This window comes from Mesorhizobium sp. M0106 (genome assembly GCF_040322715.1).
In the GTDB taxonomy this organism is placed as follows: Bacteria; Pseudomonadota; Alphaproteobacteria; order Rhizobiales; family Rhizobiaceae; genus Mesorhizobium.
Genome location: NZ_JAMYUA010000023.1, coordinates 16,260 through 34,305, shown reverse-complemented (window position 1 = coordinate 34,305; position 18,046 = coordinate 16,260). Strand labels below are relative to the sequence as shown.

Sequence of the window (18,046 nt, the reverse complement as noted above, 5' to 3'; positions counted from 1 at the left end):
ACGATGGACCATTTGCGCTATTCAGGGCTGCCCTTCGAGGAACAGCGTGCAGTCTTTCTCGATATCGTCTCAGCCGATCCGCTGGTCGGTGAGACGCTGTCGCGGGTACGGGTGCTAGGCCTGCCGGACTGGCTGGTCGTCTCAGGCGCGCTTTACAACAGCGTCTGGAATCATCTGACCGGAAAGCCCTTGGGGTACGGCATCCGCGATGTCGACCTGTTCTATTTCGATGAGAGCGATCTGTCCTATGAAGCCGAGGACACGGTCATCCGCCGGGCGGCGAAGCAGTTCGAAGGACTGACGCTGCCGGTCGAAGTGCGCAACCAGGCGCGGGTGCATCTGTGGTTTGAGGCGCGCTTTGGCGGTTCCTATCCCAGACTGTCGTCGTCCGCCGAGGCGCTGTCCTATTTCGCTTCGAAAACCCATGCGGTCGGCGTTAGATTCGGCACCGATGGGCAACTCGCGCTCGTGGCGCCGTTCGGGCTCGACGACATCTTCTCGTTTCGCGTTACCCCGAACCGTGCACTGGATAATCGGCAGACGCACGAGATGAAGGGCGCGCGTGCCAGGGAGAACTGGCCGGAGATCAGTGTCGTGCCTTGGTAGGAAATGTCGGCGCGAGGCACCCCCTCTGCCCTGCCGGGCATCTCCCCCTCAAGGGGGAAGATCGGATGTCGCCTCGGCTTTCGCCAATCACCGGCGCCGGAAGGGCGGGCAGGGCGCGGGAACAGCCAATCTTGAGGGGGAGATGTCCGGCAGGACAGAGGGGGGTATCTCGCGCCCACGTCTCGCAATTATTTTGCATGGCGCGGCGCACGAAAAAGGGGGGTGCCGAAACGCCCCGTTTCGATTACGCCGTCGCTTGCCGTTCACCCGTTGACCAGCGCCAGCAGCTCCTCGGTATAGCGCTTGCCGACCACCTTTTCCGGCGACAGGGCGTCGCCGATGGATGCCACCTCGGCCTGGCTCAGCACGATATCGGCTGCCGCCGTATTCTGCTCCAGATGGCGCATTTTTCGCGCACCAGGGATCGGGACAATGAAGTCGCCCTGATGCAGCACCCAGGCGAGCGCCAGCTGCGCCGGCGTCACGCCCTTCCCGGCGGCCATCTTTTCCAGCACGGCGACGACCGCCGCATTGGCCGCCATGGCGTCGGCCTGGAAGCGCGGCAACCCGCGGCGCCAGTCGTCGGCGCCGAGAACATCGGGCTTGGCGATCGTGCCGGTGAGCAGGCCGCGGCCGAGCGGGCTATAGGGGACAAAGCCGATGCCGAGCTCGCGGCAGACGGCAAACACTTCCCCCTCCGGATCGCGGCTCCACAGTGAATACTCGCTCTGCACGGCGGCGATCGGGTGCACGGCATGCGCCCGGCGGATGGTCGCCGCACTCGCCTCCGACAGGCCGAGCGCCCGCACCTTGCCCTCGCGCACCAGCTCGGCCATGGCGCCGACCGTATCCTCGATCGGCACGTTGGGGTCGACGCGGTGCTGGTAATAGAGATCGATCACCTCCGTATCCAACCGCTTCAATGACGCTTCGGCCACGGCCTTGACATGCTCCGGGCGGCTATCGACACCGGCCATGCGCTCCATGCCGCTGCCTTCTTCGAGGATATTGAAGCCGAATTTGGTTGCGATCGTCACCTTGTCACGCACCGGCTTCAGCGCCTTGCCGACCAGGATCTCGTTCTCGAAAGGGCCATAGACCTCGGCCGTGTCGAAGAAATTGACTCCGATCTCGACGGCATGGCGCAGCGTGGCAATCGCCTCCGCCTCCGGTTGGCCACCATAGGCAAAGCTCATCCCCATGCAGCCGAGGCCGACCGGGTAGACGTCAAGTTCATTGCCAAGCTTGCGGGTTTGCATCACGTGTCTCCTTGTTGTGATGGTTGTGATGAGGCAGAGATAGCGTCTTGCATTGAGTTCGATAATCGGCTCTCATCTGTACGGGCTGTTCCAAGAAATAGATCAATGAAGCGAACCCATCTTTCACAGCTCGCGGTACTGGCAATGGTCGCCCAATGCGGCAGTTTTCGCGGCGCCGCCAAGGAACTGGCAATCGCGCCGTCGGCGGTCAGCCACGCGGTGTCCAGCCTCGAAGCGCACCTCGGCGTGCGCCTTCTGGCGCGCAGCACGCGCAGCGTCGCACCGACCGAGGAGGGCGCGCAACTGCTCGAGCGCCTCAGGCCGGCGCTGTCGGAAATCGACCTGGCGCTGGAATCGGCGATCGAGGCGCGCGACCGGCCGGCCGGCAATCTCCGGCTGACCGTGCCGCGCACCGCGGCCCACCTGGCGCTGACGCCGAGGCTCAGCGCCTTTGCGGCTGCCTATCCCGACATCGTGCTGGAGATCGTCATCGAGGACCGCTTCACCGACGTCGTCGAGGGCGGCTTCGATGCCGGTGTGCGACTGGGCGAGAGCCTGCAGCGCGACATGATCGCGGTGCGCATCGGACCAGACCTTCGCGGCGCCGTGGTCGGCGCGCCAGCCTACTTCGAGACCATGCCAAAACCGCAGCATCCGCGCGATCTCGCCGCTCACCGCTGCATCCGCTTCCGCTTCTCCAGCGGCATTCTCTACCGCTGGGAATTCGAGCAAAACGGCGAGGAGATCGAGATACCGGTGCAAGGGCCGCTGATCCTCGACGAGGACCATCTGATTGCCAACGCCGCAGTCGACGGCGCCGGGCTCGCCTTCGTGTTCGAGGATTATGTCCGCGACGCGCTCGCCGCCGGCAAGCTCGTTCGCGTGCTGGAGGACTGGTGCCCGCGCTTCGACGGCTTCTTCGTCTATTACCCCAGCCGCCGCCAGATGCGGCCGGCGCTCAGGGCCGTTGTCGATTTTTTCAAGGTCGGCGAATAAGCCAACCCTCCCCACAAGGGAGAGGTGGAAGAAAGCCGACCTGGCATTCGTTCACCGACCATGTCAGCACTGCCCAAAAACCAGACGGCCGGCTACGGCTGGACGGCGATCATCCTTCACTGGCTGATCGCGGCGCTCTTTATTGGCCAGTTCGTGCTCGGCCTCGTCATGGTGCGGCTGTCCAGCCAGCGCACCGCCTTCGAGCTGATCCAGCTGCATAAATCCTTCGGCTTCCTGCTGCTTGGACTGGTCATCCTGCGCATCGCCTGGCGCCTTGGCAGACCGGCCCCGCCGCTGCCGCGCTCGGTCGGCCCGTTCGAGCGCCGGATGGCGCCGCTGGTCCATCTCGCGCTTTATGCGTTTCAGCTCGCTCTGCCGTTGTCCGGCTGGGCGCTGGTCTCGGTCTCGGTGCTGGAGATCCCGAGCGTGCCGTTCAATCTGTTCGTCATGCCCAATCTGCCGCTCGGTGAATCGGACACGGCAGAAAGCTTCTGGGCAGCGACGCACTGGTATCTCGCCTATGCGGGCATCGGACTTGTCGCTTTGCATCTCGCCGCAGCGCTGCGCCATCATTTCTGGCTGAGGGATACCGTGCTGACGCGCATGATCACGGCTTCGTCACATCACGACAGGGAATAGAGCGGACGGCTCATTCGTTGATGGGGCGAGGACGCAAGAAAGCGTTGCCTGCAAAGAGGGCCATTTCCATGTACGCGCGCATCTTCGGATTTGCGGCAGCCGCCGCTTGTTTTGCCATGCCTGTTTTCGCCGCCGTTGCCCTTGGCGAGGCGGCCGGCAGCTACACGATCAGCCCGGGGAGTTCCAGCATCCATTTCTCCATCGGCAAGCTCGGCGGCGGCGGGCTCGACGGTGCTTTCTCCCGCTTCAAGGGCAGTATCCTTATCGACAACAGCGATGTCGGCCGGTCCCAGGTCAATTTCACCATCTTCCCCGAAAGCGTCGGTACCGGCCAAAGCCGCATCGATGCCTTTCTCCGCTCGGACGCTGTTTTCGACGCGGCCAACAATCCGGAGATCCAGTTCCGTTCGACCAGCGTCAAACGCACCGGCGACACGTCAGCCCTTGTCACCGGCCGGCTGACGGCGCGCGGCAAGACTTTTCAGGAAAAATTCACGGCCGAGCTCGGCGGCCTCAGGGCGGGCGCGATAAAATTCCACGTCACCGGCAAGGTGCTGCGGTCGCGCTACGGCATGGATGTCGGCACGCCGATTTACTCCAACGTCGTCGATTTCGACATGACGCTGACCGGCAAGCGGGGATAGTCTTTGCAGGACCGAGCCACCTCTCCCCACTTCGTGGGGCGAGGAACCCAGGTTCCGCAAGGGCAGCGCCGGCATCCGGACAAGCCGCAGATGATCGCCCTGTTCGCCGCCATGCTCCCGCATTGGCTTTTCTCCTGAATTAGGGCAAACCTCCAGGCCTGCAATCGAGAGGAGAAATCTGATGTTCCGATGGGGTGTTTTGTCGACGGCCAAGATCGGCCGCGAGCAGCTTTTGCCGGCAATCGTCGAGGCGGAGAACGGCGTGCTGTCCGCGATTGCCAGCCGCGATCTGTCGAAAGCGCGGGCGCTGGGCGAACGCTTCGGTGCGCGCCACGCGTTCGGCTCCTATGAGGAGCTGCTCGCCTCCAGCGACATCGACGGCGTCTACATTCCGCTGCCGACCTCGCAGCATGTCGAATGGACGGCCAAGGCGATCGAGGCCGGCAAGCATGTTCTGGTCGAAAAGCCGCTGGCGCTCGATGCCAAAGACATTCCGCCGCTGATCAAGTTGCGCGATGCCAACAAAGTGCTGGTCTGCGAAGCCTTCATGGTCGTCTACCACCCGCAATGGATCAAGGTGCGCGAGCTGATCGCCAACGGCGCCATCGGCCGGCTGCGCCATGTCCAGGGCGCGTTCTCCTACTACAATGTCGATCCCAAGAACATGCGCAACCAGCTCGACCTCGGCGGCGGCGCGCTGCCCGACATCGGCGTCTATCCGACGGTGTCGACGCGCTTTTCGACGGGCAAGGAGCCGCTGCGCGTCCAGGCGACGATCGAGCGCGACAAGACGTTCGGCACCGACATCTACTCCTCGATCCGCGCTGATTTTGGCGACTTCGAGCTGTCGTTTTACCTGTCGACGCAGATGGCGGCACGCCAGGTGATGATCTTCCACGGCGAGAAGGGCTTCATCGAGGTGTTCTCACCGTTCAACGCCGGACTCTACGACCATCATCGCGTCGAACTGCACAACCAGAACCACAGCGAGGCGCAGGTGTTCCGCTTTCCCGGCACGCAGCAATACCGGCTGGAAGTCGAGGCCTTCGCGCGGGCTGCGCAGGGCGGCAAGGACCGCGTCTTCACCCTGGAAGAATCGGTGCTCAACCAGAAGGTCATCGATGCCATCTTCCGCGCCGGCGAGAAGGAAGGCTGGGAGGCAGTCTAGGCAGGCCGTGATCCCACAACTGGACCGGTTTTTGTACAAGATCATGGCCAAATAGATGTCCGACGATGCGGATGTGATCATTGTCGGCGCCGGTCTTGCCGGCCTTGTCGCGGCGGCCGAACTGTCTGCGGCCGGCAAGAAGACCATCATCCTCGAGCAGGAGCCGGAACAGTCGCTTGGCGGCCAGGCATTCTGGTCGCTCGGCGGCATCTTCCTTGTCGATTCGCCCGAACAACGGCGCATGCGCATCCGCGATTCGTATGAGCTGGCGCTCGAGGACTGGCTGGGCACCGCAGCCTTCGACCGCACGGAAGATCTCTGGCCGCGCCGCTGGGCCGAGGCCTATCTCGGCTTCGCCGCCGGCGAGAACCGTTCCTGGCTCATGCAGCGCGGCCTGAAATTCTTTCCGGTGGTCGGCTGGGCCGAGCGCGGCGGCGGCAATGCCGTCGGCCACGGCAATTCGGTGCCGCGCTTCCACATCACCTGGGGCACCGGCCCTGGCGTGCTCGAACCGTTCGCGCAGCGCGTACGCGAGGCCGAGAAGCGCGGGCTGATCCGCTTCAAATTCCGTCACCGGGTCAACGAATTGACGCGGACGGGCAGCGTCGTCAACGGCGTGCGCGGCGACCTATTGGCGGCGAGCGATGCCGAGCGCGGCCGCAAGAGCTCGCGCGAGATCACCGGCGATTTCGAGCTGAAGGCGCAGGCCGTCATCGTCGCCTCCGGCGGCATCGGCGCCAATCACCAGCTGGTCCGGGAGAATTGGCCGAAGCGGATGGGCGCGCCGCCGAAACGCATGATCACTGGCGTTCCCGATCATGTCGACGGCCGCATGCTGGCGATCGCCGAGGCCGCCGGCGGGCGGCTGATCAACCGCGATCGCATGTGGCACTATGTCGAGGGCGTCAGGAACTGGGCACCGATCTGGACCGATCATGCGATCCGCATCCTGCCCGGCCCGTCATCGCTGTGGCTCGATGCGCGCGGCAAGCGCCTGCCGGTCCCGCTCTATCCCGGCTTCGACACGTTGGCCACGCTCAGCCACATCATGAGCACCGGCTTCGATCATTCCTGGTTCATCCTGACCAAAAAGATCATCCAGAAGGAGTTCGCGCTGTCGGGCTCCGAGCAGAACCCCGATCTGACGGCGAAGAGCTGGCGCCAGGTGCTCGGACGCGCCACCAGCGGCGTGGCCGCGCCGGTCAAGGCGTTCATGGAGAAGGGCGAGGATTTCATCGTCGAGCCTGATTTGCCGGCGCTGGTCGCCCGCATGAACGTAGTGGCCGGCGGCGAGCCGCTGCTCGAACTGGCGCAGGTTGAGCGCGAAATCCGCGCCCGCGACCGGCAGCTCGACAATCCGTTCTCCAAGGACATGCAGATTACTGCGTTGCGCGGCGCGCGAGCCTATCTCGGCGACCGGCTGATCCGCACCGCAAGACCGCACAAGCTGCTCGATCCCGCCAATGGCCCGCTGATTGCCGTCAGGCTCAGCATCCTGACCCGCAAGACGCTCGGTGGGCTGGAGACTGACCTCGACAGCCGCGTGCTGGGCGCCGGCGGCCAACCAGTCGAGGGGCTGTACGCGGCGGGCGAGGCCGCCGGTTTCGGCGGCGGCGGCATGCACGGCTATGCAGCGCTCGAAGGCACGTTTCTCGGCGGCTGCATCTTTTCCGGCCGAAGTGCCGGACGGGCGGCGGCACGCGCGGTGGGGTGAAACAAGGCCCACCGGCGGCCGTTGCGCCAAGGTGGCGGGTCGCACCGAGTGGCCAACTTCCCTTAGAGCATTTTGCAGCCAAATGGAATCATTTGGCGTCCGCATAAATGCGGCAAAACAGATAGTTAGAGCGGGTTACCGGTTCCAGGAGAACCGGAACCGGCTCTAGGCGAAGGGCTGCAAATTGACGTCTTGAAGCTTGGAACCGGCAAGCAAAGCCTCGAGCACCTGCTTCTTGAGAGACAGGCACTGCGAACGGGCAAGTTTGACGATGGCGGAAACCTCGCCTGCCTCGCAGGCAAGGACCAGCTCCTTTTGCTGGGCGATGATCAACTGGGTGAAGTCGCGAGACTTGAAGCCGAGGTGGAGAACCCGCGCCGACTGGTCGAGTATCTGGTCCAGGAGATGCGCCAGTCGTAAATTTCCCGAGAGCTCCGCAAGGGCCAGACGAAAGGTACGGTCGGCCGCAAGGAAGGCGACGTGGCTGCGTAGCGTCTGCGGCTTCAGCACTTTTTGCGCTGCCAGCCTGACATCCTCGAGCCCGCGCTCGGTCATGTTCGATGCCGCCACCCTGAACACTTCCGGCTCGATCAAGCTGCGGACATCGAAGATCTCGTTGACATCCCGCAGGCTGAGCGTAGCAACGACGTAGCCGCGGCGCGGCTCGCTCCTGACCAGACCTTCCTGCATCAGACGAGCCAGCGCCGCGCGGATCGTCGCCTTTTTGATCTGGTACCGATCACCGATCTGTTTCTCCGTCAGCGCTTCGCCGGGGCGCAACACGCAGGCAATGATGTCGTTCCTCAGCTGCTCATATGCCTGTTCCCTGCGAAGGACGTCGGCGGCTGACAGTGCTGTCGCCTCGACCGTGGCCGGCCTTGCCGGTTCGGCGGTCAACTTCGTCGTTTTCATATTCCGTCCGTCTGGCTGTCCCGTTGACGCTGGCATCAGCATTCGCTAGCGTGAGCATCTCAGAGTGATGATCTGAGCATCTCAGGGAGGATAACTGATATGCCTTTACCCGCCAACTCGCCTCTCTACGCCGTTGCCGATGATATCGTCAATGCCGCGAAGGGGCCGGATCCCCTCGAAGCGGTAAGGACGGTCCTGGGCGACTACACCAACCGCTTTCACGCATCGGGAACACTCGCTCACGAAGAAGACGACGACGAGGTGCTTCTGCATGCGAGTCCGAACCTGACGATCTATCACATCACTCTGTCGCCCGGCCTGCAGTACCCGCCTCACAACCACCTGATGGATGCCTTGATCGGCATCTACAAGGGCAGCGAGACGAACTTCATCTATCCCGTTGCCGGCAGCGAACTCGATGTTCCCGAAAGGCAGGACATCGCAGCGCCTGCCGTGGTGCACATGGCGTCAAATACCGTTCATGCGGTTGCGAATACGGGCAGTGCGCGATCGGGTGCGCTGCATGTCTATCTCGGCGATCTCACACGAACCCACCGGCAGCTGTGGAGCGCGGACAGCAACCAGGCCGAGCCGTTTGACAATGACCGCTATCTGGCCGGCGCTCGGCCCATTCAGCAGTCCGGGCACGAATGAGCGCAGGGGCGTCGCGGGCGGCGAAATTGGCCGTGATCAGCGGACCCGTCGGAATCGCGTCACACTTGTCACTCTCGCCAATCCGCTATCGCCCCTATCTTGGCTCACGACCCAACACGTCGCGCCTGCGGCGACAAACCAGCAAGGGAGATGCACAATGACGGCACATCAGAATGGCACAGGCGAGCAGACGACGCGGCTCGCGATGAAGACACCACCGGTCGTTTCGCCTGACGCGTGGGAGGCCGCGCGCCAGCAACTGCTCGTGAAAGAGAAGACCGTGACCCGGGCTCGCGACGCACTGGCCGCCGAGCGCCGGCGGATGCCGTGGATGGCGGTGGAGAAGACATATACGTTCGAAGGGCCTGACGGAAAGGTGAGCCTGCTCGACCTGTTCGAGGGCCGCCGTCAACTGATCGTCTACCGCGCCTTCTTCGAGCCCGGCGTATTCGGCTGGCCCGACCACGCTTGCCGCGGCTGTTCGCTGGGGGCGGACCAGGTCGGCAATCTTGCCCATCTGAACGCCCGCGACACCACGCTTGCCTACGCCTCGCGCGCACCGCAGGCCGACATTGCGCGGCTGAAGGCGCGGATGGACTGGAAGATGCCCTGGTACACCATCACCGACAGCTTCGATGCCGATTTCGGCGTTGACGAATGGCACGGCCACAACGTGTTCATCCGCGACGGTGATCGCGTGTTCCGTACCTACTTCATCAACAACCGCGGTGACGAGGCGATGGGGACCGTATGGAGCTATCTCGACCTGTCGCCGCTCGGCCGCCAGGAGGTTTGGGAGGATTCGCCCGAGGGCTATCCGCAGACGCCGACGTACAAGTGGTGGAACTGGCACGACAATTACGGCGCCGAAGCCGTTCCCGACAAAAAGTGGGTCGAGGTGTCGGACGCCGGAGAGGCCGCGTTCCGGAACCGCACCGAATAGAACGTCTTTGGCGTCGCGGAAATGCGGCCAGGACAATTGGAGGAGCGGGATGCACGGTTCGACCGCATCCCGCTCGCTATGTAGGACTACGGACATGAGCGAGATTCATGCAGGCGGATCCACCGGCGATGCGAGCCCGGCCGGCCATAGTGCAGCCGACTGGCTGTCCTTAGCGGCCGCGCCGACCTTCGCAACCATGGCGCTGCTGACGCTTCTCGGCGGAGCGCCGGACATGATGTGCTCGACCGGGCAAGAGGCGTCACCGCTGGGCGGCATGGTCCCGATGTACCTGCTGATGAGCGGCTTTCATTTAGGACCTTGGCTGAAGCAGGTTTCCGGCCGGCGACGCCGCCGCAAATAGAGCTGTACCGGCCGACAAAGGCCCGTTCTGGTCGGGAAGACGTCCCTCACCAGATCCACTCGCCCCTTCCCAAAACCGCTACCGCATCGACAATCCGGGTAAAGCTCGAGCGGGCGCGGCCGGCCGTGTGCCTGGCGCGCAAATAGCCATGCACCAGCCCCGGCTCCTCGAACCACCAGGCGCGCCCGCCCGCGGCAACGATGCGGTCGCGATAGGCTTCGCCGTCCGACGACAGCGGGTCGCATTCAGCGGTGATCACGACGGTGGGCGGCAGATTGGCGAACTCGGCGTCGGCGAGCGGCCACAGAGTGAGATCGCCGGTGCGATCCTCGCCACCGGTCCTGATGTCCCTGTAGAAAACGAGGTCGCGCGCGGTAAGCATCGGCGCTTCCGCGTGGGTGACGTAGGAACCGGCGGAGCTGTCGCCGCCGAGGCCGGGATAGACCAGAATTTGGCCGATCGGCTTGCGCGCATGGCCGCGCGTTGCGTGGCTGACAGCGGCGGCGAGATTGCCGCCGGCACTGTCGCCGCAGAGCAGGACAGGACGCTCGTAAGTCGCCGCCGCCCATTCGAAGGCGCTGATGGCATCGTCGAAGGCGGCCGGATGAAGGTGTTCCGGTGCCAACCGGTAGTCGACCGAAACCACTTCGTAGCCAGTGCGGCTGCAAAGCTCGGCGCAGAGGTCGTCATGGCTGTCGAGCCCGCCGAGGATAAAACCGCCGCCATGGAAATAAAGCACCATCGCCGAAGCTTCCGGCGCCGGAGCGCGGTAGACGCGGATCGGGATGTGCCAGGGTGTGGCAATGGCGGTGGTTTCCGCCGTGACGCCTTGGGGATAGCCGGCAAAGAACTCGCGGCACATCCGGTTATAGATCTCGCGCTGCTCGGCGACGGTGTAGTCGATCGTATCGGGCGGATAATAAGAATTGGTCCGCTCGATGAAGGCCCAGGTCTCGGCGTCGATGAGGGTTTTGTAGTCGGTCATGGGCGCTGAATGGATCGCAATGAATCCGCCTGAACACCCCCCTCTGGCCTGCCCTCTTTGCCACCACTTGGCATCTCCCCCTCAAGTGGGGAGATCGGCAGCTTCGGCGAAACCGCCTTTTCTCCGGCGTCGACAATTGGCGAAAGCGATGATGACGTCCGATCTCCCCCCTTGAGGGGGAGATGTCCGGCAGGACAGAGGGGGGTGAGCGCCATCATTCCTGCAATACCACTACTTCCCCTTCCACACCGGATCGCGCTTCTCGGCAAAGGCGCGAAAGCCCTCGAGATTGTCCTCCGAGCCGTAGAGTGCGTCAACCGTCGACAGTTGCCGGCGCGTCACCCGGTTCATGGCGTCCTGGAACGTCAGCGATTCTGCGACCCGGGCCGTCTCCTTGATCGCGGCGAAGACCAGCGGCGGGCCGCTGGCAAGCAGCCGCGCGATCTCCCAGACGCGGTCCTCCAGTCTTTCCTTGGGCAGCACCTCGTTGACCAGGCCCCAGCGATGCGCCTCGGCGACATCCATCCAGCGGCCGGTGAGCAGAAGGTCCATGGCGACATGGTAGGGGATGCGCTTCGGCAGCTTGATCGTCGCCGCATCGGCCAGCGTGCCGGCACGGATTTCGGGCAGGGCGAAGGAGGAGTGATCCGACGCATAGATGAGGTCGCAGGATAGCGCCAGTTCGAAGCCGCCGCCGACCGCCATGCCGTTGACGCAGGCGATCACCGGCTTGTTGAGGTCGCGCAGTTCCTGCAGCCCGCCGAAGCCGCCGACGCCGTAGTCGCCGTCGACGGCGTCGCCGCCGGCCGCAGCCTTCAGGTCCCAGCCGGCGCAGAAGAACTTGTCACCGGCGGTCTTGACGATGGCGACGCGCAAGTCGGGATCGTCGCGAAACGCCTTGAAAGTCTCGCCCATCAGCCGCGACGTCTTCAGGTCGATGGCATTGGCCTTGGGCCGGTCGAGCGTGACTTCGAGGACAGCGCCTTCGCGGCGGGTCGAAATGATTTCAGACATTCTTCTTGTCTCCATGCACCAGCAGCGCATCGGCGATCCAGGCGCCCTTGCCTTCGGTGCAGACGATCAGCGGATTGATGTCGAGTTCCTCGATCTCGCCGGCGTTTTGCAGCACGAAAGCGGCAATGCCCGATATCGCGTCGATTGCCGCCGCGACATCGGCCTTCGGCCGACCGCGATAGCCGTCGAGCAGCGGGAACAGTTTCAGCCCGCGCAAAGCGGCCTCGATATCGTCGCGGGTCGCCGGCAGCATCAGCGTGACGCTGTCGCGCAACAGCTCGACCAGCACGCCGCCGGTGCCGAGCGTCATCACGGCGCCGAACATCGGGTCGCGGGTGAAGCCGACGAGCAGCTCGGCGACGCCGTCGCGCACCATGCGCTCGACATAAAGGCCCGTGCCGAGCGGGCCGAGATCGTGGGCGGCGGTGCTGACGGATTCGGCATCCCTCAAATTGAGCCGGACCGCGTCGAGCTCGGACTTGTGGATGACGCCAAGGGCCTTCAGCGCCACCGGGAAGCCGAGCGCCATCGAGGAGATGACAGCTTCGACCGCGTTGCCGGCGCGCTCGCCCTTCGGCACGGGGAGCCCGGCCTCGATGAGCCGCGCCTTCGCCTCGGCCTCGTCCGGCGTGACATGGTCGCCGGCCGGCGCGCCGGACGCCGAAGTGTCGATCGGCTGCGCCTGCGGCTCGCGCCAGGCCCAGCCGATGAAGGCCGCCGCCTGGGCGGCGTCAATGGCTTCGGAGATGCCGAACAGCGGCACCATGCCCCGCGCCATAAGGCCGGCAGTGTATTCCTCGGGCAGGTTCTCCGGCAGCGAGGAGACGATCGCGCCTTGCGCGCTGTTGGTCTTCAGCGCCACTTCGAAGGCGCGCAGCGTCGCCCACCAGTCGGTGTCCGAGCAGCGGTCGGGGCGCGGGAAATCGAGCACCAGCATGTTGAGGTCGAAGCCGCCCGACACCATCGCGGTGAAGGTGGCGGTCATCGCTGGCTCGTTGTTCCAGATGAAGGTGTGGTAGTCGAGCGGGTTGGCCACCGCGACCAGCGGCCCGAGCGTCGATTTGACATGCGCGCGGTGCTCGGGGGTGAGTGGCGGAAACGTCACCCAGCGGCCTTCGGCGCTGTCGGCCATCACCGACGCCTCGCCGCCCGAACAGCTCATCGACGACAGCCGGTAGCCGGGCAGGGGGCCGGTGACGTGCAGCAGCTTGAGCGCCTCGATGAAGGCCGGGATCGAATCGATGCGGGCGATGCCGAGCCGCCTCAGGAAGGCGCCGGACGCTGCGTCCGAGCCGGCCAGCGACGCGGTATGGGAAACGGTCGCCTGCCGCGCCTGCTCGGAGCGGCCGACCTTCATGGCGATGACAGGCTTTTTCAGCTCGCGCGCCCGTGCCGCCAGCCTTTCGAAGCCGGCTACCGAATCGAAAGCCTCGATATGCAAGCCGAGCGCGGTGACACGGTCGTCCTCGATCAGGCCGAGCGCCATTTCGGAAAGCCCGGTCTGCGCCTGGTTGCCAGCGGTCATCAGAAAGGCGATCGGCAGGCCGCGCTTCTGCATCGTCATATTGATGGCGATGTTCGACGACTGGGTGATGATGGCAACGCCGCGACCGCCTTCTGGCAGCCTGATGCCGCCATGCTGGTCGGGCCACAAAAGCGCGCCGTCGGCATAGTTGATGAGCCCGTAGCAGTTCGGCCCGATGATTGGCATTTGGCCCGCCGCCGCGACCAGCTCGGCCTGCAGCCGCTCGCCGTCCTCGTCATAGGCCTCGGTTTCGAGGAAGCCGGCGGCGAAGCAGACCGCACCGCCGGCGCCGCGCTCGGCCAGTGCCTTGACCACTTCGATGGTCAAGTGCCGGTTGACGCCGACGAAAGCGGCATCCGGCGCACCGGGCAATTCGGCCACCGAGCGATAGGCCTTGCGGCCGGCGACCTCGGCCTTGCTCGGATGCACCGGCCAGATCTCGCCGGCAAAGCCCATCTTGATCGATTGCGCGACGACGGCGGCAGCCTGCGCGCCACCGAAGACCGCGATCGTTCGTGGGCGCAAAAGACGTTCAAGTTTGTGCACGAAGACCCCCCTCTGCCCTGCCCTCTTTGCCAAAACTTGGCATCTCCCCCTCAAGGGGGGAGATTGGCAGTTGGGCCGCCGGCCCGAGGCATGCAACGGCGACAATTGGCGAAATCAGAAATGGCGGCCGATCTCCCCCCTTGAGGGGGAGATGTCCGATAGGACAAAGGGGGGCGCGAAGGAATGCAGACATTGCGCTGTTCAGCCCCCGAACGGGCGCAGCAGCGCCCGCGAGATGATGTGGCGCTGGATTTCCGAAGTGCCTTCCCAGATGCGCTCGACGCGGGCGTCGCGCCAGATGCGCTCAAGCGGCAAATCGTCCATCAGCCCCATGCCGCCATGGATCTGGATCGCCTCGTCGGCGACGAAGGCAAGCATCTCGGTGGCCTTCAGCTTGGCCATCGCCATGTCCTGGTCGGTAACGGTGCCCTGATCGTACTTCCAGCCAGCTTCGAACACCATCAGGTCGGCGGCCTTCAGCTCGGTCGCCATGTCGGCGAGCTTGAACGACACGCCCTGGAACTTGCCGATCGGCTGGCCGAACTGCTGGCGCTGCGCGGCGTATTCGACGGCGTGGCCAAGCGCCCGCTCGGCGCGGCCGAGGCAGGTGGCGCCGACCTGCAGGCGCGTCGCGCCAAGCCATGAATTGGCGACGTCGAAGCCTTTGTGGACCTCGCCCAGAACCTGACTGGCCGGCAACCGGCAATCGTCGAATTCGAGGATGGCATTGGTGTAGCCGCGATGTGAGACGTTGCGGTAGCCGTCGCGAACGGTGAAACCCTTGGTGCCCTTGTCGACGAAAAAGGCGGTGATCTTCTTGCGTTTGCCACGCGAAGACTCTTCCTCACCCGAGGCCATGAAGACGATGGCGAAATCGGCGAGGTCCGCGTGGCTGATGAAATGCTTGGTGCCGTTCAGCACCCAGTCGTCGCCGTCTTGCACGGCGGTTGCCTTCATGCCGCGCAGATCGGAGCCGGCGCCCGGCTCGGTCATTGCCAGGCAATCCCATTTCTCGCCGCGAATGCAGGGAAACAGATATTTTTCGCGCTGCTCCGGCGTGCCGGCGAGAAGGATGTTCGAAGGCCGCGCCACGCAGGTCCAATGCAGCGCGTAATTGGCGCGGCCGAGTTCCTTTTCATAGAGCAGCCAGGTCACCGTATCGAGCCCGGCGCCGCCGACATCGGCCGGCATGTTGGCGGCATAGAGGCCGGCTTCGATCGCCTTGGCCTTGATCTCCTCGATCAGCTCGCGGCGCAGCACGCCGGTACGCTCCACTTCGCGCTCATGCGGGTAAAGCTCGTTCTCGACGAAGGCCCGCGTCGTCTCGACGATGAGCTTCTGCTCCTCCGAAAGACCAAAATCCATGGTCTCAGCCTTTCTTCCTTTTCTTCGGCTTTTCAGCCTTGGCCTTTTCGGCCGCCTTGGAGGCGGTGGGCTTCTTCGCCGCAAGCTTGGCCAACTGCCTGGTGTAGTCCTTATGCAGGGCGCCGGCACCCCAACCTTTGCCTTTGTTCTGCTTCGACAGTGCCTCCATGATGGCGACCAGATTGTCGTCGCGGATCTTCTCGAGATCGCGGATCGACAGACCGTGCGCCTGGTCGTCCGACTGGGTCGCGATCAGCTCGACCAGCTCGTCGTTGAACTCCGGCACGTCCATCAGCTTGGTCCACGGCCATTTCAGGCACGGGCCGAACTGCGCCATGAAGTGGCGCATGCCGGCCTCGCCGCCGGCGACGCGATAGACCTGGAACATGCCCATCTGCGCCCAGCGCAGGCCGAAGCCGTAGCGCATGATGTCGTCGAGCTCCTCGACCGTGCAGATGCCGTCCTTGACCAGCCACAGCGCCTCGCGCCAGGCCGCTTCGAGCAGCCGGTCGCCGACGAACGCTTCGATCTCCTTGCGGATCACCACCGGCTTCATGCCGATCGAGGCATACATCTCCTTGGCGACTTCGATCGCCTCGGGAAAGGTCTGTTCGCCGCCGACGATTTCGACCAGCGGCAGCAGATAGACGGGGTTGAACGGATGGCCGACGACCAGCCGCTCCGGGTGCTTCTTCATCGCCACCTGCATGTCGGTCGGCTTGATGCCGGAGGTGGAGGATCCGACAATGGCGTTGGCCGGCGCATAAAGGTCGATCTCGGCCAGCACGCGGTGCTTCAGGTCGAGCCGCTCCGGCACGCTTTCCTGGATGAAGTCGGCGTCTGCCACCGCCTCGGCGATCGTCTTGGCGAAGGTAAGCTTGCCCTCCTTCGGCAGGCCGCCGGGCAGCATCTGCTTGTAGGCGCGTCGCGCTCCCTTCATCACCTCGCCGACCTTGCGTGACGCCTCGGGGTCGGGATCGAAGATCGACGCGTCGATGCCGTTGAGCAGCAGCCGCGCCACCCAGCCGGCGCCGATGACGCCGCCGCCGATGGCGGCCGCCTTGTTGATGATGCTCATGCGGAGGCTCCGGTTCTTGTCCTGGCTGTTGCGGGGTCGGTGAGGGCGACGCGCTCGCCGGCACGGATCACGGACGCGTCATAGGCCTTGCGCGCGAACACTTCGAGCAGGAAGGGCCGGAAGAAATCGATCGGCAATGTCTCGTAATCCGGGTCGAAGCTCGACTGATCCCAGCGTTCGCAAAACTCATCGCAATCGTCGAAGTAGATGTGCCCGGCGAAACGGTCGCGGGCGTGTGGATTGCCGCCGAGGTGGTGGGCGTAATAGAGGCGCTGGAAATCGCCGTGCTTCTCCACCACCCAGGTGCATTGCTCGCGCACAAAAGGTTTCAGGATCGACGCCGCATACTCGTCGTGGTTATAGGGCGCGTAGATGTCGCCGATATCGTGCAGCAAGGCGCAGGCAATCCAGTCGGTGTCGGCGCCGTCGCACCAGGCCCGTGTTGCCGCTTGCAGTGAATGGCCGAGCCGGGTGATCTTGTAGCCCGAGAGGCCCGCATCAAGCTGGACGAGCGCGTCGAGCAGCCGCTCGCCGGTCTTTGCCGCATAGTCGATCTCGTGCTCGGTGAGGAAGGCATAGTCCTCGCGGTCGCCGTCCTTCATGGCGGTGAATTTCACGGTCTTCATCAGCGGCTCCTCCCAACCGGCTACCGGCTTTTCAAAGCGGTGCGCGCTTCGTCAGGTTCAGCTTCTTGCGGACTTCGTCCGGGCCGATGACCCTGGCGCCCATATTCGACACGATGCTGACCGCCCGCTCGACCAGCTGCGCATTGGTCGCCAGCACGCCCTTGTCGAGCCAGAGATTATCCTCCAGTCCGACGCGGACATTGCCGCCGGCCAGCACCGCGGCCGCGACATAGGCCATCTGGTTGCGGCCAATGGCAAAGGCCGACCAGTTCCAGGTCGACGGTACATTGTTGACCATGGCCATGAAGGTGTTGAGGTCGTCCGGCGCGCCCCACGGCACGCCCATGCACAATTGCACCAGCGCGTCCGGCTTCAGCACTTCTTCCTCGACCAATTGCTTGGCGAACCACAGATGCCCGGTGTCGAAGGCCTCGATCTCCGGCTTGACGCCGAGCGCCGTCATCATGCCGCCCATGGCACGCAGCATGCCGGGCGTATTGGTCATGACATAATCGGCCTCGGCGAAATTCATGGTGCCGCAATCGAGCGTGCAGATTTCCGGCAGGCACTGGCGCACATGTTCCATGCGGTTGCTCGCGCCGCCCATGTCCGTGCCTTTTTCGTTCAGCGGCAGCGGTTTCTCCGGCGGGCCGAATACCATGTCACCCCCCATGCCGGCGGTCAGGTTCAGCACCACGTCGACGTCCGCCGCGCGGATGCGCTCGGTTACTTCGCGATAGAGATGCACGTCGCGCCTAGGCTTGCCGGTCTCGGGATCGCGCACGTGGCAGTGCACGATCGCCGCACCCGCCTTTGCCGCCTCGATGGCCGAATCGGCGATCTCTCTGGGCGAGCGCGGCACATGCGGGCTGCGGTCCTGCGAACCGCCGGACCCGGTCACGGCACAGGTAATGAAAACCTCACGGTTCATCGCTAACGGCATCGGACTCTCTCCCAATAGAACGTAGGGCAAGAATGCCTGACTTGCCGGAAACTGTTTTGCGTTTTACG

General features: G+C 64.4%; 18 protein-coding genes. 9 read left to right on the top strand and 9 right to left on the bottom strand.

Features of this window, described 5'->3' with window-relative positions:
- Window positions 1–3: 3 nt before the first annotated feature.
- Window positions 4–606, top strand: coding sequence for a nucleotidyltransferase family protein (locus tag NKJ55_RS21585; RefSeq protein WP_352451631.1), 603 nt, complete (start codon window positions 4–6; stop codon window positions 604–606).
- Window positions 607–869: 263 nt separating this feature from the next.
- Here NKJ55_RS21585 and NKJ55_RS21580 read toward each other — a convergent pair whose 3' ends face one another.
- Entirely contained in the window at window positions 870–1,865 is a 996-nt protein-coding gene (locus tag NKJ55_RS21580; protein WP_352451630.1) for an aldo/keto reductase, read from the bottom strand.
- 105 nt (window positions 1,866–1,970) lie between these two features.
- Between NKJ55_RS21580 and NKJ55_RS21575 the strand changes: the two genes are divergently transcribed.
- The 5 genes from NKJ55_RS21575 (at window position 1,971) to NKJ55_RS21555 (ending at window position 7,026) form a co-directional block, all read left to right on the top strand.
- On the top strand, window positions 1,971–2,861 hold the full coding sequence (locus NKJ55_RS21575) for a LysR family transcriptional regulator (protein ID WP_352451629.1): 891 nt from the start codon (window positions 1,971–1,973) through the stop codon (window positions 2,859–2,861).
- A 60-nt stretch (window positions 2,862–2,921) separates the two neighbouring features.
- The gene (locus NKJ55_RS21570) at window positions 2,922–3,500 is read left to right on the top strand and encodes a cytochrome b (RefSeq protein ID WP_352451628.1); all 579 of its coding nucleotides are present in this window, start codon (window positions 2,922–2,924) and stop codon (window positions 3,498–3,500) included.
- A 68-nt stretch (window positions 3,501–3,568) separates the two neighbouring features.
- The gene (locus tag NKJ55_RS21565; protein ID WP_352451627.1) at window positions 3,569–4,144 is read left to right on the top strand and encodes a YceI family protein; all 576 of its coding nucleotides are present in this window, start codon (window positions 3,569–3,571) and stop codon (window positions 4,142–4,144) included.
- Window positions 4,145–4,325: 181 nt separating this feature from the next.
- The gene (locus NKJ55_RS21560) at window positions 4,326–5,312 is read left to right on the top strand and encodes a Gfo/Idh/MocA family protein (RefSeq protein ID WP_352451626.1); all 987 of its coding nucleotides are present in this window, start codon (window positions 4,326–4,328) and stop codon (window positions 5,310–5,312) included.
- A 55-nt stretch (window positions 5,313–5,367) separates the two neighbouring features.
- A complete protein-coding gene (locus tag NKJ55_RS21555) occupies window positions 5,368–7,026 on the top strand; it encodes an FAD-binding dehydrogenase (protein ID WP_352451625.1) in 1,659 nt (552 codons plus the stop codon).
- A 165-nt stretch (window positions 7,027–7,191) separates the two neighbouring features.
- Here NKJ55_RS21555 and NKJ55_RS21550 read toward each other — a convergent pair whose 3' ends face one another.
- Entirely contained in the window at window positions 7,192–7,938 is a 747-nt protein-coding gene (locus tag NKJ55_RS21550) for a GntR family transcriptional regulator (RefSeq protein ID WP_352451624.1), read from the bottom strand.
- A 99-nt stretch (window positions 7,939–8,037) separates the two neighbouring features.
- Between NKJ55_RS21550 and NKJ55_RS21545 the strand changes: the two genes are divergently transcribed.
- The 3 genes from NKJ55_RS21545 to NKJ55_RS21535 all read left to right on the top strand — a co-directional run bounded on the left by NKJ55_RS21545 (window position 8,038) and on the right by NKJ55_RS21535 (window position 9,896).
- The gene (locus tag NKJ55_RS21545) at window positions 8,038–8,592 is read left to right on the top strand and encodes an autotransporter (protein WP_352451623.1); all 555 of its coding nucleotides are present in this window, start codon (window positions 8,038–8,040) and stop codon (window positions 8,590–8,592) included.
- 157 nt (window positions 8,593–8,749) lie between these two features.
- Window positions 8,750–9,535, top strand: coding sequence for a DUF899 domain-containing protein (locus tag NKJ55_RS21540; protein WP_023677589.1), 786 nt, complete (start codon window positions 8,750–8,752; stop codon window positions 9,533–9,535).
- 94 nt (window positions 9,536–9,629) lie between these two features.
- Window positions 9,630–9,896: a hypothetical protein gene (locus NKJ55_RS21535; protein ID WP_352451622.1), complete on the top strand. Its 267-nt coding sequence runs from the start codon at window positions 9,630–9,632 to the stop codon at window positions 9,894–9,896.
- Between the two features lie 46 nt (window positions 9,897–9,942).
- Here NKJ55_RS21535 and NKJ55_RS21530 read toward each other — a convergent pair whose 3' ends face one another.
- From NKJ55_RS21530 to bcoG, 7 genes are all read right to left on the bottom strand, one after another.
- A complete protein-coding gene (locus tag NKJ55_RS21530) occupies window positions 9,943–10,881 on the bottom strand; it encodes an alpha/beta hydrolase (RefSeq protein WP_352451621.1) in 939 nt (312 codons plus the stop codon).
- A gap of 231 nt (window positions 10,882–11,112) precedes the next feature.
- Window positions 11,113–11,895, bottom strand: a complete 783-nt coding sequence (locus NKJ55_RS21525) for a carnitinyl-CoA dehydratase (protein ID WP_352451620.1) — start codon at window positions 11,893–11,895, stop codon at window positions 11,113–11,115.
- A complete protein-coding gene (locus tag NKJ55_RS21520) occupies window positions 11,888–13,966 on the bottom strand; it encodes an acetate--CoA ligase family protein (RefSeq protein WP_352451619.1) in 2,079 nt (692 codons plus the stop codon). Before NKJ55_RS21520 ends, NKJ55_RS21525 begins: the two co-directional genes overlap by 8 nt.
- A 201-nt stretch (window positions 13,967–14,167) precedes the next feature.
- Window positions 14,168–15,331 carry an acyl-CoA dehydrogenase family protein gene (locus NKJ55_RS21515; RefSeq protein ID WP_352451618.1) on the bottom strand — a complete coding sequence of 388 codons (1,164 nt, stop codon included), beginning with the start codon at window positions 15,329–15,331 and terminating at the stop codon, window positions 14,168–14,170.
- A gap of 4 nt (window positions 15,332–15,335) precedes the next feature.
- Window positions 15,336–16,409: a 3-hydroxyacyl-CoA dehydrogenase NAD-binding domain-containing protein gene (locus tag NKJ55_RS21510; RefSeq protein WP_352451617.1), complete on the bottom strand. Its 1,074-nt coding sequence runs from the start codon at window positions 16,407–16,409 to the stop codon at window positions 15,336–15,338.
- A complete protein-coding gene (locus NKJ55_RS21505; protein WP_352451616.1) occupies window positions 16,406–17,035 on the bottom strand; it encodes an HD domain-containing protein in 630 nt (209 codons plus the stop codon). Before NKJ55_RS21505 ends, NKJ55_RS21510 begins: the two co-directional genes overlap by 4 nt.
- Window positions 17,036–17,066: 31 nt before the next feature.
- Entirely contained in the window at window positions 17,067–17,978 is a 912-nt protein-coding gene (gene bcoG / locus NKJ55_RS21500; RefSeq protein WP_352451615.1) for a 3-dehydrocarnitine:acetyl-CoA trimethylamine transferase BcoG, read from the bottom strand.
- Window positions 17,979–18,046 lie beyond the last annotated feature (68 nt).

Bases quoted from the DNA above. Each gene is read 5' to 3' on its own strand.
- NKJ55_RS21505 (WP_352451616.1), bottom strand. From the start codon at position 17,035: ATGAAGACCGTGAAATTCACCGCCATGAAGGACGGCGACCGCGAGGAC.
- NKJ55_RS21575 (WP_352451629.1), top strand. From the start codon at position 1,971: ATGAAGCGAACCCATCTTTCACAGCTCGCGGTACTGGCAATGGTCGCC.
- bcoG (WP_352451615.1), bottom strand. From the start codon at position 17,978: ATGCCGTTAGCGATGAACCGTGAGGTTTTCATTACCTGTGCCGTGACC.
- NKJ55_RS21585 (WP_352451631.1), top strand. From the start codon at position 4: ATGGACCATTTGCGCTATTCAGGGCTGCCCTTCGAGGAACAGCGTGCA.
- NKJ55_RS21560 (WP_352451626.1), top strand. From the start codon at position 4,326: ATGTTCCGATGGGGTGTTTTGTCGACGGCCAAGATCGGCCGCGAGCAG.
- NKJ55_RS21565 (WP_352451627.1), top strand. From the start codon at position 3,569: ATGTACGCGCGCATCTTCGGATTTGCGGCAGCCGCCGCTTGTTTTGCC.
- NKJ55_RS21570 (WP_352451628.1), top strand. From the start codon at position 2,922: ATGTCAGCACTGCCCAAAAACCAGACGGCCGGCTACGGCTGGACGGCG.
- NKJ55_RS21555 (WP_352451625.1), top strand. From the start codon at position 5,368: ATGTCCGACGATGCGGATGTGATCATTGTCGGCGCCGGTCTTGCCGGC.
- NKJ55_RS21540 (WP_023677589.1), top strand. From the start codon at position 8,750: ATGACGGCACATCAGAATGGCACAGGCGAGCAGACGACGCGGCTCGCG.
- NKJ55_RS21510 (WP_352451617.1), bottom strand. From the start codon at position 16,409: ATGAGCATCATCAACAAGGCGGCCGCCATCGGCGGCGGCGTCATCGGC.
- NKJ55_RS21535 (WP_352451622.1), top strand. From the start codon at position 9,630: ATGAGCGAGATTCATGCAGGCGGATCCACCGGCGATGCGAGCCCGGCC.
- NKJ55_RS21515 (WP_352451618.1), bottom strand. From the start codon at position 15,331: ATGGATTTTGGTCTTTCGGAGGAGCAGAAGCTCATCGTCGAGACGACG.
- NKJ55_RS21525 (WP_352451620.1), bottom strand. From the start codon at position 11,895: ATGTCTGAAATCATTTCGACCCGCCGCGAAGGCGCTGTCCTCGAAGTC.
- NKJ55_RS21530 (WP_352451621.1), bottom strand. From the start codon at position 10,881: ATGACCGACTACAAAACCCTCATCGACGCCGAGACCTGGGCCTTCATC.
- NKJ55_RS21545 (WP_352451623.1), top strand. From the start codon at position 8,038: ATGCCTTTACCCGCCAACTCGCCTCTCTACGCCGTTGCCGATGATATC.
- NKJ55_RS21580 (WP_352451630.1), bottom strand. From the start codon at position 1,865: ATGCAAACCCGCAAGCTTGGCAATGAACTTGACGTCTACCCGGTCGGC.
- NKJ55_RS21550 (WP_352451624.1), bottom strand. From the start codon at position 7,938: ATGAAAACGACGAAGTTGACCGCCGAACCGGCAAGGCCGGCCACGGTC.